This window comes from Roseibaca sp. Y0-43 (assembly GCF_020667835.1).
GTDB lineage: Bacteria > Pseudomonadota > Alphaproteobacteria > Rhodobacterales > Rhodobacteraceae > Roseinatronobacter.
In genome coordinates, this window is the sequence record NZ_JAFMPR010000003.1 from 336,412 (window position 1) to 351,145 (window position 14,734).

Consider the following 14,734-nt stretch of genomic DNA (forward strand, 5'->3'; position numbering starts at 1 on the left):
TATGAACCGCATTCAATTCGTCTTGGTCACGGCCCTTGTTCTGTTTGTCGCCTTCGCGCTGGGCTGGTTCACGAATTGGCTGATCCATCGTTTCACCCGCGTGCGCCAACAGGATCTGGGCGAATTGGACAAAATGGCTCAAGCCCTGCACGAGGCCGAAGAAATCCGCGATCAGGCAATCAACTATGTCGAAACGCGCGAGCGCGACCTGACGGCCCGGATCAAGCAGCTTGAAGCAGAGGTCAGCGCGGCCATGGACGGGCTGCGCGAAGCCCGTGGCGAAGCTGAATATTACCGCAACCAACTGCAAGAGCGCGGCGATTAGCCCGCCGCGGGGACGGACGCGGCAAATTCGCTCTTGGCAAGGCGCGGCAATCCGACTATGCAGCCCAACGTCGCGGGATTGGCCTAACAACCAAGCCCCAGACGATTCGTCCGAGACGGTGGGTGATGCTTGCATCATAAATCCTGCCTGAGGCGGGACAGAGACAATTTTCTGACCGGGGAATACCTCGGGCGAAATTGGAGAGTGCCCGTTCGGACCTCTTGTCGGGTGTAACAGCCCGGCGCAACGAGCCGAGGGGGCGACCCCTCGAAAATTGGAGAGACCCTGTGGATAGAGCCCAAAAAGAGAAAGTGGTCGAGGAACTCGGCCAGATCTTCGAAAGCTCTGGCGTGGTTGTGGTAGCACATTACGCTGGCCTCACGGTTGCAGAGATGCAGGTTCTGCGCGCTCGCATGGGCGAAGCGGGCGGATCCGTACGCGTCGCCAAGAACAAGCTCGCCAAGATCGCCCTGGAAGGAAAGCCCTGCGCAAGCATCTCCGGCCTTCTGACAGGAATGACTGTTCTCGCTTATTCCGAAGACCCCGTCGCAGCCGCGAAGGTGGTTCAGGACTACACCAAGGACAACCCCAAGCTGGTGGTTCTCGGTGGTGCCATGGGCGAGACAGCGCTTGACCCGGCTGGTGTCAAGGCGGTTTCCGAAATGCCCTCGCGCGAAGAGCTTATTGCTTCGGTCGTGGGCTGCATCGGTGCACCTGCCTCGAACATTGCCGGTGCGATCGGCGCGCCTGCTTCGAACATTGCCGGTATCCTTTCGACGATCGAGGATCGCGAAGCGGCATAAGCAACCTATGGCCTGCGTGGCGTGACACTCGCCCGCGTTGGACAAACAAACCTGAACAGAACGGAACAGAACAATGGCTGACCTTAAAGCACTTGCAGAGCAAATCGTGAACCTGACTCTGCTGGAAGCACAGGAACTGAAAACCATCCTGAAGGATGAATACGGCATCGAGCCCGCTGCTGGCGGCGCCGTGATGATGGCAGGCCCGGCTGGCGACGCTGGCGCGGCTGCTGCTGAAGAAAAGACCGAATTCGACGTTATCCTGGTCGATGCAGGCGCAAACAAGATCGCGGTCATCAAAGAAGTTCGCGGCATCACCGGTCTGGGCCTGAAAGAAGCCAAGGACCTGGTCGAAGCTGGCGGCAAGGCTGTGAAAGAGCAGGCTCCGAAAGAAGAAGCCGAAGAGATCAAGAAGAAGCTCGAAGAAGCTGGCGCGAAGGTCGAGCTCAAGTAATCGGGCGAGATGCGCCGCATCTCGACCCTACCAAACTGAAACTGGGGCCAGAGCGCATCTGGCCCCAGTTTGTCGCTGTTTCTGGACAGCCCTTTCCAAGGCTTAACCGCCGAGAGGGCTGTCCAGGGAAAGTGTTCGGCTCGGGAGCGAACCTGTGGGAGGGTTCGCAGGAATAGAGCCTCTGACCCGTTTCGCAAGCGGCCGGCGGCTGAGGCCCGACAGCCCGCCCGCCCGCGAAGACAAAGAAGGTGATCACGCTAATGGCGCAAACCCATATTGGCCAAAAACGCATCCGCAAGATGTTCGGCAAAATCCGCGAAGTGCTGGAGATGCCGAACCTGATCGAGATTCAGAAATCGTCGTATGACCTGTTCCTGCGCTCGGGTGATTCCGACAAGCCGCTGGACGGCGAAGGCATCATGGGCGTGTTCCAGTCGGTGTTCCCGATTAAGGATTTCAACGAAACCGCCACGCTGGAATTCGTGAAATACGAGCTGGAAAAGCCGAAATACGACACTGAAGAGTGTATGCAGCGCGACATGACCTATGCCGCGCCGCTGAAGGTGACGCTGCGCCTGATCGTGTTCGATATCTCGGAAGAAACCGGCGCGAAGTCGGTGAAGGACATCAAGGAACAAGACGTGTTCATGGGCGACATGCCGCTCATGACCAATAACGGCACGTTCATCGTGAACGGCACCGAGCGCGTGGTGGTCAGCCAGATGCACCGCTCGCCCGGCGTGTTCTTCGACCATGACCAAGGCAAGACGCACAGCTCGGGCAAGCTGCTGTTCACCTGCCGCATCATTCCCTATCGCGGGTCGTGGCTGGATTTCGAATTCGACGCCAAAGACCTTGTCTTCGCGCGCATCGACCGCCGCCGCAAACTGCCCGTGACCAGCCTGCTTTATGCGCTGGGCATGGACCAGAACGCGATCATGGACGCCTATTACGACAAGGTGAAATTCCGCCTTGAGAAGAACAAGGGTTGGGTCACCAAGTTCTTCCCCGAGCGCGTGCGCGGCACCCGTCCGACCATGGACCTGATCGACGCCGCCACCGGCGAAGTGATCTGCAAGGCCGGCGACAAGATGACGCCGCGCATGGTCAAGAAACTGATCGACGCGGGCGAAGTGAAAGAGCTTCTGGTCCCGTTCGAGCACATTCTGGGCCGCTATGTCGCCAATGACATCATCAACGAAGAAACCGGCGCGATCTATGTCGAAGCCGGGGACGAGTTGACCTGGGATCTGGACAAGGACGGCGAAGTCAAGGGCGGCACGCTCAAGACCCTGCTGGACAATGGCATCACCGAAATCGACGTGCTCGACATCGACGGTGTCAACGTGGGTCCGTATATCCGCAACACGATGGCCGCGGACAAGAACTGGAACCGCGAAACCGCGCTGCATGACATCTATCGCGTCATGCGCCCGGGCGAGCCGCCGACCTATGACACCGCGTCGGCCATGTTCGACCAGCTGTTCTTCGATTCCGAGCGCTATGACCTGTCCGCCGTGGGCCGTGTGAAGATGAACATGCGCCTGCAACTGGACGCGCCCGACACGCTGCGCACGCTGCGCCCCGAAGACATCGTCGCCTGTGTGCGCGGTCTTGTGGAATTGCGCGACGGCAAAGGTGAAGTGGACGACATCGACCACCTCGGCAACCGCCGCGTGCGGTCCGTGGGCGAGCTGATGGAAAACCAGTATCGCGTGGGCCTGTTGCGCATGGAGCGCGCGATCCGCGAGCGCATGTCTTCGGTCGAAATCGACACGGTCATGCCGCAAGACCTGATCAACGCGAAACCGGCGGCTGCCGCCGTGCGCGAATTCTTCGGGTCGTCGCAGCTGTCGCAGTTCATGGACCAGACCAACCCGCTGTCGGAAGTGACGCACAAGCGCCGTCTGTCGGCACTTGGGCCGGGCGGCCTGACCCGCGAGCGCGCGGGCTTCGAGGTGCGCGACGTGCACCCCACGCATTATGGCCGCATGTGCCCGATTGAAACGCCGGAAGGTCAGAACATCGGTCTGATCAACTCGCTCGCCACGTTTGCGCGGGTGAACAAGTATGGCTTCATCGAAACCCCCTATCGCAAGGTCGTCGATGGCAAGGTGACGGATGAAGTTGTCTACCTGTCCGCCACCGAGGAACAGCGCCACACCGTCGCGCAGGCGAACGCGGTTCTGGATGAAGAGGGCCGTTTCGTGAATGAAATGGTCTCGACCCGCGTCGGCGGCGATTTCATGCTGAACCCGGTCGAGAATGTCGACCTGATCGACGTGTCGCCGAAGCAGCTTGTCTCGGTCGCCGCCTCGCTCATTCCATTCCTGGAAAATGACGACGCGAACCGCGCCCTGATGGGGTCGAACATGATGCGTCAGGCCGTGCCGCTGTTGCAGGCCGATGCACCGTTGGTCGGCACTGGCATGGAAGCGACCGTGGCCCGCGATTCGGGTGCTGCAATCATGACCCGCCGCGCTGGCATCATCGACCAGGTCGATGCGCAGCGTATCGTTGTGCGCGCGACCGAGATGCTGGAACCGGGAGAGCCCGGCGTCGACATCTACCGCCTGCGCAAGTTCAAGCGGTCCAATGCGTCGTCCTGCATCAACCAGCGTCCGCTGGTCACGGTGGGCGAGCAGGTGTCGCGCGGTCAGGTGATCGCGGACGGGCCTTGCACCGATCTGGGCGAACTGGCTGTCGGCCGCAACGTGGTCGTCGCCTTCATGCCGTGGAATGGCTACAACTACGAGGACTCGATCCTGATCTCGGAGCGCATCCTGAAGGATGACGTCTTCACCTCGATCCATATCGACGAATACGAAGTGGCCGCCCGCGACACCAAGCTTGGGCCGGAAGAGATCACCCGCGACATCCCCAACGTCGGCGAGGAAGCGCTGCGCAACCTCGACGAAGCGGGGATCGTCTATGTCGGTGCCGAAGTGCAGGCTGGCGATATTCTGGTCGGCAAGGTCACGCCCAAGGGTGAAAGCCCGATGACGCCGGAAGAAAAGCTGCTGCGCGCCATCTTCGGCGAAAAGGCATCGGATGTGCGCGATACCTCGCTGCGTCTGCCGCCGGGTGCCTATGGCACGATCGTCGAGGTGCGCGTGTTCAACCGCCATGGCGTCGAGAAAGACGAGCGCGCGCTTCAGATCGAGCGTGAGGAAATCGAACGCCTGTCGCGCGACCGCGATGACGAGCTGGAAATCCTTGAGCGCAACATCTACGGCCGTCTGCAACAGCTGATCCTGGGCAAAGTGGCTGTCAAAGGCCCGAAAGGCGTAAAGGCCAATTCCGAGATTACCGAGGAATTGCTCGCCAGCCTCAGCCGTGGCCAGTGGTGGCAATTGGCATTGGCTGACGAGGCCGAGGCGCAGGAAGTCGAGGCGCTCAATGCCCTCTACGACCAGCAGAAGCGCCAGCTTCAGGCCCGTTTCGACGACAAGGTCGAAAAGGTCCGCCGTGGCGACGACCTGCCGCCGGGTGTGATGAAGATGGTCAAGGTCTTCGTCGCCGTGAAGCGCAAGCTGCAAGCGGGCGACAAGATGGCTGGCCGTCACGGCAACAAGGGGGTGATCTCCAAGGTCGTCCCGGTCGAGGACATGCCGTTCCTCGCCGATGGCACTACAGTCGACATGGTTCTGAACCCGCTGGGCGTGCCCTCGCGCATGAATGTCGGTCAGATTCTGGAAACCCACATGGGCTGGGCGCTGCGTGGCCTGGGCGTGAAGATCGACGAAGCCTTGCAGGAATACCGGATGTCGGGCGACCTGACGCCCGTGCGCGAAGCGATGCGCATCGGCTATGGCGACGACACCTATGCCGAGGTGTTCGACAGCATGGATGACGCCGCGCTGGTCGAATCCGCATCGACCGTCACCAAAGGTGTGCCGATCGGCACGCCCGTGTTCGACGGTGCGAAAGAGGCCGATGTCAACGACGCGCTGATCCGTGCGGGCTTTGACACGTCGGGCCAATCGGCGGTGTTCGACGGGCGGACGGGCGAGAAATTCGCGCGCAATGTCACGGTGGGCGTGAAATATATGCTCAAGCTGCACCACCTTGTCGATGACAAGCTGCACGCACGCTCGACCGGGCCCTACAGCCTTGTCACGCAGCAGCCGCTGGGCGGTAAGGCGCAGTTCGGCGGTCAGCGTCTGGGTGAGATGGAGGTTTGGGCGCTGGAAGCCTATGGCGCCGCCTACACCCTGCAGGAAATGCTGACGGTCAAATCCGACGACGTCGCGGGCCGGACCAAGGTCTATGAATCGATCGTCAAGGGCGAGGACAATTTCGAGGCCGGCGTGCCCGAATCCTTCAACGTGCTCGTGAAGGAAGTCCGTGGCCTTGGCCTGAACATGGAACTCCTGGATTCGGAGGAGGAGGGGTAAGCGGCACCCGCCGGACCCTTGCAAAGGGTCCGGTCCGTTTTCTTTGAAAAGAAAACGGTGTTGCGCCTCCTGTCTACCGCCAGTCTTTTAGGAATATGAAATGAACCAGGAACTGACGACCAACCCGTTCAATCCGATGGCCCAGCCCAAGACCTTCGACCAGATCAAGGTCTCGCTGGCGTCGCCCGAGCGCATCCTCTCTTGGTCCTACGGCGAGATCAAGAAGCCGGAAACCATCAACTACCGCACGTTCAAGCCCGAGCGTGACGGCCTGTTCTGTGCGCGTATCTTTGGCCCGATCAAGGATTACGAATGCTTGTGCGGCAAGTATAAGCGCATGAAATATCGCGGCGTTGTCTGCGAAAAATGCGGCGTGGAAGTGACCCTGCAAAAGGTCCGCCGCGAGCGCATGGGCCATATCGAACTGGCCAGCCCCGTCGCTCATATCTGGTTCCTGAAGTCGCTTCCGTCGCGCATCGGCCTGATGCTGGACATGACGCTGCGCGATCTGGAGCGCATCCTCTATTTCGAAAACTACGTCGTGATCGAGCCGGGCCTGACCGACCTGACCTATGGCCAGTTGATGAACGAGGAAGAATTCCTCGACGCGCAGGACCAATATGGCGCCGACGCCTTCACAGCAAATATCGGTGCTGAAGCGATCCGCGAGATGCTGGCGAATATCGACCTGGAAGATGAAGCCAGCCGCCTGCGCGAAGAGCTGAAAGAAGCCAAGGGCGAGCTGAAGCCCAAGAAGATCATCAAGCGGCTGAAAGTGGTCGAGCATTTCATCGAATCCGGCAACCGCCCGGAATGGATGGTGATGACCGTTCTGCCCGTCATCCCGCCCGAGCTGCGCCCGCTGGTGCCGCTCGATGGTGGCCGTTTCGCGACCTCTGACCTGAACGATCTTTATCGTCGCGTCATCAACCGCAACAACCGTCTGAAGCGTCTGATCGAGCTGCGTGCGCCCGATATCATCGTGCGCAATGAAAAGCGCATGTTGCAGGAATCGGTCGATGCGCTGTTTGACAACGGACGTCGCGGCCGGGTCATCACGGGCAACAACAAGCGCCCGCTGAAATCCATGTCCGACATGCTGAAAGGCAAGCAGGGCCGCTTCCGCCAGAACCTTCTGGGCAAGCGCGTGGATTTCTCGGGTCGTTCGGTCATCGTGACTGGCCCGGAGCTGAAACTGCACCAGTGCGGCCTGCCCAAGAAGATGGCGCTCGAACTGTTCAAACCGTTCATCTATTCGCGGCTGGAGGCCAAGGGTCTGTCCAGCACCGTGAAGCAGGCGAAGAAGCTGGTCGAAAAAGAGCGCCCCGAGGTTTGGGATATTCTGGACGAGGTCATCCGCGAGCATCCGGTTCTGCTGAACCGCGCGCCCACGCTGCACCGCCTTGGCATTCAGGCGTTCGAGCCGATCCTGATCGAGGGCAAGGCGATCCAGCTTCACCCGCTGGTCTGCTCGGCCTTCAACGCCGACTTCGACGGCGACCAGATGGCCGTGCACGTTCCGCTGTCGCTGGAAGCGCAGCTGGAAGCCCGCGTGCTCATGATGTCCACGAACAACGTGTTGTCGCCCGCGAACGGCGCGCCGATCATCGTGCCGTCGCAGGACATGGTGTTGGGTCTGTATTACGCGACCATGATGCGCGAAGGCATGACCGGCGAGGGCATGGTCTTCGCCTCGATCGACGAGGTGGAACACGCGCTGGCCAATGGCGACGTGCATCTGCACGCCAAGATCCAGTGCCGCATCACCCAGATCGACGAGGACGGCAATGAAGTGACCAAGCGCGTGGAAACCACGCCGGGCCGCCTGCGTCTTGGCGCGCTGCTGCCGCTGAATGCGAAAGCGCCGTTCGACCTGGTCAACCGCCTGCTGCGCAAGAAGGATGTGCAGACGGTCATCGACACGGTCTATCGCTATTGCGGCCAGAAAGAGTCGGTTATCTTCTGCGACCAGATCATGACCCTCGGCTTCCGCGAGGCGTTCCGCGCCGGGATTTCCTTCGGCAAGGACGACATGCTCATCCCCGATGCGAAATGGGAGCAGGTCAACGAGACCCGCGAGCAGGTCAAGGAATTCGAACAACAGTATCTGGACGGCCTGATTACGCAGGGCGAAAAATACAACAAGGTTGTCGATGCCTGGTCGAAATGTTCGGACACCGTGGCAAACGCCATGATGGGCGAAATTTCCGCCGTACGCCGCGACGAGGAAGGCCGCGAGCTTGAGCCGAACTCGGTCTACATGATGTCGCATTCCGGGGCGCGTGGTTCGCCCGCCCAGATGAAGCAGCTGGGCGGTATGCGCGGCCTGATGGCCAAACCCTCGGGCGAGATCATCGAGACGCCGATCATCTCGAACTTCAAGGAAGGTCTGACCGTTCTTGAATACTTCAACTCGACCCATGGTGCCCGCAAGGGTCTGGCCGATACCGCGCTGAAAACCGCGAACTCGGGCTACCTGACCCGCCGTCTGGTCGACGTGGCGCAAGACTGCATCGTGCGGATGGAAGATTGCGGCACCGACCTGTTCATCACGGCGCAAGCCGCTGTGAACGATGGCGAGATCATCGCGTCGCTGTCCGAGCGTATCCTGGGCCGCGTGGCGGCAGAGGATGTGCTGGACCCGGCATCGGGCGAAGTACTGGTCGCGCGCAACGCGCTGATCGACGAGCGCGATGCCGATGCGATCGAGGCCGCAGGCATTGCCACGGTCAAGATCCGTTCGCCGCTGACCTGTGAAGCGGAGGAAGGCGTCTGCGCCAAGTGCTACGGGCGCGATCTGGCACGCGGCACGATGGTGAACCAAGGCGAAGCCGTGGGCATCATCGCGGCGCAGTCGATTGGCGAGCCGGGCACGCAGCTGACCATGCGCACCTTCCACATCGGGGGTATCGCGCAGGGCGGCAGCCAGTCCTTTCAGGAAGCGAACGCCGCCGGCAAGATCGAGCTGCGCAACCCCAGCCTGCTGGAAAACGCGGCGGGCGAGCAGATCGTCATGGGCCGTTCGGTGCAGATCGTCATTATCGACGCCAACGGTGTCGAGCGGGCGACCTTCAAACCCGGTTACGGGTCGAAGCTGTTCGTCAAGGACGGCCAAGAGGTCGAGCGCGGCGACAAGCTGTTCGAATGGGATCCGTATACCCTTCCGATCATTGCCGAAACCTCGGGCCGTGCGCGGTTTGTCGACCTTGTCGCGGGCTTGTCCGTTCGCGAAGAGACCGACGACGCCACCGGCATGTCGCAGAAGATCGTCAGCGACTGGCGGTCGACCGCGAAGGGCGGCGATCTGAAGCCCGAAGTCATCCTGATGGACCCGGAAACCGGCGAGCCGCTACGCAACGAGCAGGGCAACCCGATCACCTATCCGATGTCCGTGGATGCCATTCTTTCGGTGGAAGATGGTCAAGACCTGCAAGCGGGTGACGTGGTTGCACGTATCCCGCGCGAAGGGGCCAAGACCAAGGACATCACCGGGGGTCTGCCGCGTGTGGCCGAACTGTTCGAAGCCCGTCGTCCCAAGGACCACGCCATCATCTGCGAGATGGATGGCTATGTCCGCTTCGGGAAGGACTACAAGAACAAGCGCCGCATCACCGTCGAGCCCGTGGACGACACGCGCGAGCCGGTCGAATACCTGGTGCCCAAGGGCAAGCATATTCCCGTGCAAGAGGGCGATTTCGTCCAGCGCGGTGATTACATCATGGATGGCAACCCCGCCCCCCATGACATCTTGCGCATCCTGGGGATCGAGGCGCTGGCCAACTACCTGATCGACGAAGTGCAGGACGTGTATCGTTTGCAGGGCGTGAAGATCAACGACAAGCATATCGAGGTGATCGTTCGCCAGATGCTTCAGAAATGGGAGATTCTGGACAGCGGCCAGACCACCCTTCTGAAGGGCGAGCATGTCGACAAGATCGAACTGGAAGAGGCCAACGCGAAAGCGGTCGCCATGGGTCTGGAACCCGCAAAGGGCGAACCGATCCTGCTGGGCATTACCAAGGCAAGCTTGCAGACGCGCAGCTTCATCTCGGCCGCGTCCTTCCAGGAAACAACGCGGGTGCTGACCGAGGCTTCGGTTCAGGGCAAGCGCGACTACCTGGTCGGCCTGAAGGAAAACGTCATCGTGGGCCGGCTGATCCCGGCGGGCACTGGCGGCGTTGTGGCCAAGGTGCGCCAAGTGGCGGCAGACCGCGACCGCAAGGTTCTGGAAGCGCGCCGCGCAGAAGCAGAGGCCGCCGCAGCCCTCGCCGCGCCAGAGCCGACGGAACAGTCGGAAGCCGACATCGTGTTTGGCAAGCGCGACGACTGATCCAAGTCCGTCTGAACATCAAAGCCCCCGCGCAGTCTTTGCGCGGGGGCTTTCTTTTTGCGCGGCCCTCGGGCATGTCTGGCACAGTCATTCAGGAAAGTGCCATGCCCGTCAGCATTACCCCCCAAGTCATCGTCGTGATCCGCTTCTCGTATCTGGGTGAAAACGGCTGGCGGCTGACCCATGGCGGGCTAGAGGCGAACCGCAAGGTTCTGTATGACCCGGCCCGCCTGGAACGCCGCTTCCGCCTGTTCGAAGCCCTGACCTTGCCGTCGCTTCTGGCGCAAACCGATGCCGATTTTACCACCGCCATCCTGATCGGGTCCGATTTCCCGCTGACATGGCGGCAACGGCTGACCAACCTGGTCAAACCGCTGCGTGACGCCCGCATCATCGCGCTGAAACCGATGAAGAATTTCGCCGCCACCAAAACCGCATTGGACCTGTGCACCAAGGCCCCCAGCCATGTCATATCCATCCGACTGGATGATGACGACGCCATGAGTGTGGATTGCATTGCCGAGCAAAAGCGCCTTGCGCCCATGGTGCTGGACATTTCCGGTGTCGAGACGCCCACCATCGTGGCCTTCAACAATGGCTTGTTCCTGAAGATCGCCGAAGGCGGCAACAAGCTGTTCGGGGTGATCGAAAGCCTGCCCTTGGGGATCGGCATGGGCATGATCGCGCCCAAGGGAATGCGGCCCACGATCTTTTCCACCGACCATCGGCAAATCCACACCCGCTGGAACTGCTACACCGATTCCGTGACGCCCCATTTCATCCGCTCTGTGCATGGCGACAACGATTCCGGCGCGCGGGTTTACGGGGTCGAGAAGGATTACACGGACGCAGAGCTGGACCAGATCATGGCCACACGCTTCCCCTTCACACGGGCGGAACTGCTGGCGCTGCGCCCCTGACCGATGGGGCCGCGCGGGGCTTATTTTACCACGGTTCGCCACACTTGAACGCCCGCGCCCGGCGAGTGTTGACAAGCCCTGCGACTCCACCTATACGCCCCTCAATCCATCTGGCGCGGGTCCGTCCTGCGCTTTGGTGCGACTCAGATTAGTAGCGGTCAAGATCCGGGTTTATGCCCCGATCCTCTGGAATTCCACCGCGGCGCCCCCAGGCTTGGGGACGCAAGCGGTATTCTGCGTTCTGCCTTTCGGGGATTGGGCGCATTTGTGAGAGGCGCATTGCGCGTCATGAAAACGGGTTGAAACGGGAAGAACCGGAATGCCAACGATTCAACAGCTGATCCGCAAGCCGCGGCAGCCAAAAGTGAAGCGCTCCAAGTCCATGCATCTGGAGCAGTGCCCCCAGAAGCGCGGCGTTTGCACGCGCGTCTACACCACCACGCCGAAGAAGCCGAACTCGGCTATGCGGAAAGTCGCGAAAGTGCGCCTGACCAACGGGTTCGAGGTCATCAGCTACATCCCCGGCGAAAAGCACAACCTGCAAGAGCACTCGGTCGTGCTGATCCGCGGCGGTCGTGTCAAAGACCTTCCGGGTGTGCGTTACCACATTCTGCGCGGCGTTCTGGATACGCAAGGCGTCAAGGACCGCAAGCAGCGCCGTTCGAAATATGGCGCGAAGCGTCCGAAGTAAGGAGAAGTTCAGATGTCTCGTCGTCACGCCGCTGAAAAGCGCGAAATCCTGCCCGACGCCAAGTTCGGCGACAAGGTGCTGTCCAAGTTCATGAACAACCTGATGGTTGATGGCAAGAAATCGGTCGCCGAATCGATCGTTTACAACGCCATGGATCGCGTCGAATCCAAGCTGAAGCGCGCGCCCATCGAAGTGTTCCATGAAGCGCTCGACAACATCAAGCCGTCCGTCGAAGTGCGCTCGCGCCGCGTCGGTGGTGCCACCTACCAGGTGCCCGTCGAAGTGCGCCCCGCCCGCCGCGAGGCGCTGGCGATCCGCTGGCTGATCAAGGCCGCGCGCACCCGCAACGAGAACACCATGGAAGAGCGTCTGGCCGCCGAACTGGTCGATGCCGTCAACTCGCGCGGTTCCGCCGTCAAGAAGCGGGAAGACACCCACAAGATGGCCGACGCGAACAAGGCGTTCAGCCATTACCGTTGGTAATCCAGTCACTCTGCAAGCCTGAGGAATTAGATCATGGCACGCGAATACCCCCTAGAGCGCTACCGTAACTTCGGGATCATGGCGCATATCGACGCGGGCAAGACCACCACGACCGAGCGCATCCTGTATTACACGGGCAAGTCGCACAAAATCGGTGAAGTGCATGATGGCGCGGCCACCATGGACTGGATGGAGCAGGAACAAGAGCGTGGCATCACGATCACCTCTGCTGCGACCACCACGTTCTGGGCCAAGACCGTCGACGGTGCGAACCAGCTGGGTGAGAAGCATCGCTTCAACATCATCGACACCCCCGGCCACGTCGACTTCACCATCGAGGTGGAGCGTTCGCTGGCCGTGCTCGACGGCGCGATCTGCCTTCTGGACGGTAACGCCGGGGTGGAGCCGCAGACCGAAACCGTCTGGCGTCAGGCTGACCGTTACAAGGTTCCGCGCATCGTGTTCGTCAACAAGATGGACAAGATCGGTGCCGACTTCTTCAACTGCGTGAAGATGATCAAGGACCGCACCGGCGCGACCCCGCTGGCCATTCAGCTGCCGATCGGTGCAGAGGACCAGCTTGAAGGCATCATCGACCTGATCGAGATGGAAGAGTGGACCTGGAAGGGCGAGGATCTGGGCGCAAGCTGGACCCGTCAGCCGATCCGCGACGAGCTGAAGGATCAGGCCGAAGAGTGGCGCGCAACCATGATCGAGATCGTGGTCGAGCAAGACGACGACGTCATGGAGCAGTATCTGGAAGGCAACGAGCCCGACAGCGACACGATCCGCCGCCTGATCCGCAAGGGTACGCTGGCGCTGGATTTCGTGCCGGTCTGCACCGGGTCCGCGTTCAAGAACAAGGGTGTCCAGCCGCTGCTGAACGCCGTGATCGACTTCCTGCCCAGCCCGCTGGACGTGCCCGCCTACATGGGCTTCGACCCGAAGGACGAGACCGAAGAGCGCAACATTCCGCGTTCGGCAGACGATGGTCAGCCCTTCGCCGGTCTGGCGTTCAAGATCATGAACGACCCCTTCGTCGGCTCGCTGACCTTTACCCGCATCTATTCGGGCATCATCAACAAGGGTGATGGCATCCTGAACTCGACCAAGGGCAAGAAAGAGCGCGTCGGTCGTATGATGATGATGCACTCGAACTCGCGCGAGGAAATCGATTGGGCGGCTGCCGGCGACATCATCGCACTGGCGGGTCTGAAAGAAACCACCACGGGCGACACGCTCTGCGATCCGGCCAAACCGGTGGTTCTGGAAACCATGACCTTCCCCGATCCGGTGATCGAGATTGCCGTGGAGCCCAAGACCAAGGCCGACCAGGAAAAGATGAGCCAGGGTCTGGCGCGTCTGGCTGCCGAAGATCCGTCCTTCCGCGTCGAAACCGATCTGGAATCGGGTCAGACCATCATGAAGGGCATGGGCGAACTCCATCTCGACATTCTGGTCGACCGTCTGAAGCGCGAATTCAAAGTGGAAGCGAATATCGGTGCGCCGCAAGTGGCATACCGCGAAACGATCAGCCACAAGATCGAACACAGCTACACCCACAAGAAGCAGTCGGGTGGCTCCGGCCAGTTCGCAGAGGTCAAGCTGGAAATCAGCCCGACCGAACCGGGCGAAGGCTACTCGTTCGAATCGCGCATCGTTGGCGGTACCGTTCCGAAGGAATACGTGCCGGGCGTCGAAAAGGGCATCCAGTCGGTCATGGACTCTGGTCCGCTGGCAGGCTTCCCCGTGATCGACTTCAAGGTCGCGCTGCTCGACGGTAAGTATCACGACGTTGACTCGTCGGTGCTGGCGTTCGAAATCGCGTCGCGGATGTGTATGCGTGAAGGCCTGAAAAAGGCCGGTGCGAAACTGCTGGAACCGATGATGAAGGTCGAGGTCATCTCGCCCGAGGAATACACGGGTTCGGTGATCGGCGATCTGACCTCGCGTCGTGGCCAGGTGACTGGTCAGGAACAGCGCGGCAACGCCATCGCGATCAACGCGTTCGTGCCGCTGGCGAACATGTTCGGCTACATCAACACGCTGCGCTCGATGTCCTCGGGCCGCGCGAACTTCACGATGCTGTTCGACCATTACGAGCCGGTTCCGCAGAACGTCTCGGAAGAGATCCAGAAGAAATACGCCTGATAAAAGCGGTGCGTGGGAAACCACGCACCCTACAACCGTAGGGTGTGCGTCTGAGCGCACCGCCCCCGACAATAAGGAGATGCCACCATGGCAAAGCAAAAGTTTGACCGGACGAAACCGCATGTGAACATCGGCACGATTGGCCATGTTGACCACGGCAAGACGACGCTGACGGCGGCG

10 protein-coding genes are annotated in these 14,734 nt (G+C 60.8%); all 10 read left to right on the forward strand.

Annotation, left to right across the window (positions count from 1 at the left end; genetic code table 11):
• Nucleotide 1 precedes the first annotated feature (1 nt).
• The gene (locus tag J1C52_RS05755) at nt 2–325 is read left to right on the forward strand and encodes a hypothetical protein (RefSeq protein WP_227426970.1); all 324 of its coding nucleotides are present in this window, start codon (nt 2–4) and stop codon (nt 323–325) included.
• A gap of 287 nt (nt 326–612) precedes the next feature.
• Complete coding sequence (gene rplJ / locus J1C52_RS05760) at nt 613–1,128, forward strand: 50S ribosomal protein L10 (protein WP_227426971.1); 516 nt, start codon at nt 613–615, stop codon at nt 1,126–1,128.
• A 73-nt stretch (nt 1,129–1,201) separates the two neighbouring features.
• Complete coding sequence (gene rplL / locus J1C52_RS05765) at nt 1,202–1,582, forward strand: 50S ribosomal protein L7/L12 (protein ID WP_227426972.1); 381 nt, start codon at nt 1,202–1,204, stop codon at nt 1,580–1,582.
• A 260-nt stretch (nt 1,583–1,842) separates the two neighbouring features.
• Nucleotides 1,843–5,979 carry a DNA-directed RNA polymerase subunit beta gene (gene rpoB / locus J1C52_RS05770; protein WP_227426973.1) on the forward strand — a complete coding sequence of 1,379 codons (4,137 nt, stop codon included), beginning with the start codon at nt 1,843–1,845 and terminating at the stop codon, nt 5,977–5,979.
• Nucleotides 5,980–6,079: 100 nt separating this feature from the next.
• Nucleotides 6,080–10,309, forward strand: coding sequence for a DNA-directed RNA polymerase subunit beta' (gene rpoC / locus J1C52_RS05775; RefSeq protein ID WP_227426974.1), 4,230 nt, complete (start codon nt 6,080–6,082; stop codon nt 10,307–10,309).
• Between the two features lie 104 nt (nt 10,310–10,413).
• Nucleotides 10,414–11,229 carry a glycosyltransferase gene (locus J1C52_RS05780; protein ID WP_227426975.1) on the forward strand — a complete coding sequence of 272 codons (816 nt, stop codon included), beginning with the start codon at nt 10,414–10,416 and terminating at the stop codon, nt 11,227–11,229.
• 319 nt (nt 11,230–11,548) lie between these two features.
• Entirely contained in the window at nt 11,549–11,920 is a 372-nt protein-coding gene (rpsL, locus tag J1C52_RS05785; RefSeq protein WP_022574176.1) for a 30S ribosomal protein S12, read from the forward strand.
• A gap of 12 nt (nt 11,921–11,932) precedes the next feature.
• On the forward strand, nt 11,933–12,403 hold the full coding sequence (gene rpsG, locus J1C52_RS05790; RefSeq protein ID WP_227426976.1) for a 30S ribosomal protein S7: 471 nt from the start codon (nt 11,933–11,935) through the stop codon (nt 12,401–12,403).
• A gap of 33 nt (nt 12,404–12,436) precedes the next feature.
• Complete coding sequence (gene fusA, locus J1C52_RS05795; protein WP_227426977.1) at nt 12,437–14,554, forward strand: elongation factor G; 2,118 nt, start codon at nt 12,437–12,439, stop codon at nt 14,552–14,554.
• Between the two features lie 87 nt (nt 14,555–14,641).
• Nucleotides 14,642–14,734 (forward strand): GTP-binding protein (locus J1C52_RS05800; RefSeq protein ID WP_227426990.1); only part of this gene is annotated, 93 nt, incomplete at its 3' end.

Excerpts from the sequence above, each read along its gene's own strand:
- J1C52_RS05755 (WP_227426970.1), top strand. The coding sequence starts at position 2 with ATGAACCGCATTCAATTCGTCTTGGTCACGGCCCTTGTTCTGTTTGTC.
- rplL (WP_227426972.1), top strand. The coding sequence starts at position 1,202 with ATGGCTGACCTTAAAGCACTTGCAGAGCAAATCGTGAACCTGACTCTG.
- rpoB (WP_227426973.1), top strand. The coding sequence starts at position 1,843 with ATGGCGCAAACCCATATTGGCCAAAAACGCATCCGCAAGATGTTCGGC.
- rpoC (WP_227426974.1), top strand. The coding sequence starts at position 6,080 with ATGAACCAGGAACTGACGACCAACCCGTTCAATCCGATGGCCCAGCCC.
- J1C52_RS05780 (WP_227426975.1), top strand. The coding sequence starts at position 10,414 with ATGCCCGTCAGCATTACCCCCCAAGTCATCGTCGTGATCCGCTTCTCG.
- rpsL (WP_022574176.1), top strand. The coding sequence starts at position 11,549 with ATGCCAACGATTCAACAGCTGATCCGCAAGCCGCGGCAGCCAAAAGTG.
- rpsG (WP_227426976.1), top strand. The coding sequence starts at position 11,933 with ATGTCTCGTCGTCACGCCGCTGAAAAGCGCGAAATCCTGCCCGACGCC.
- fusA (WP_227426977.1), top strand. The coding sequence starts at position 12,437 with ATGGCACGCGAATACCCCCTAGAGCGCTACCGTAACTTCGGGATCATG.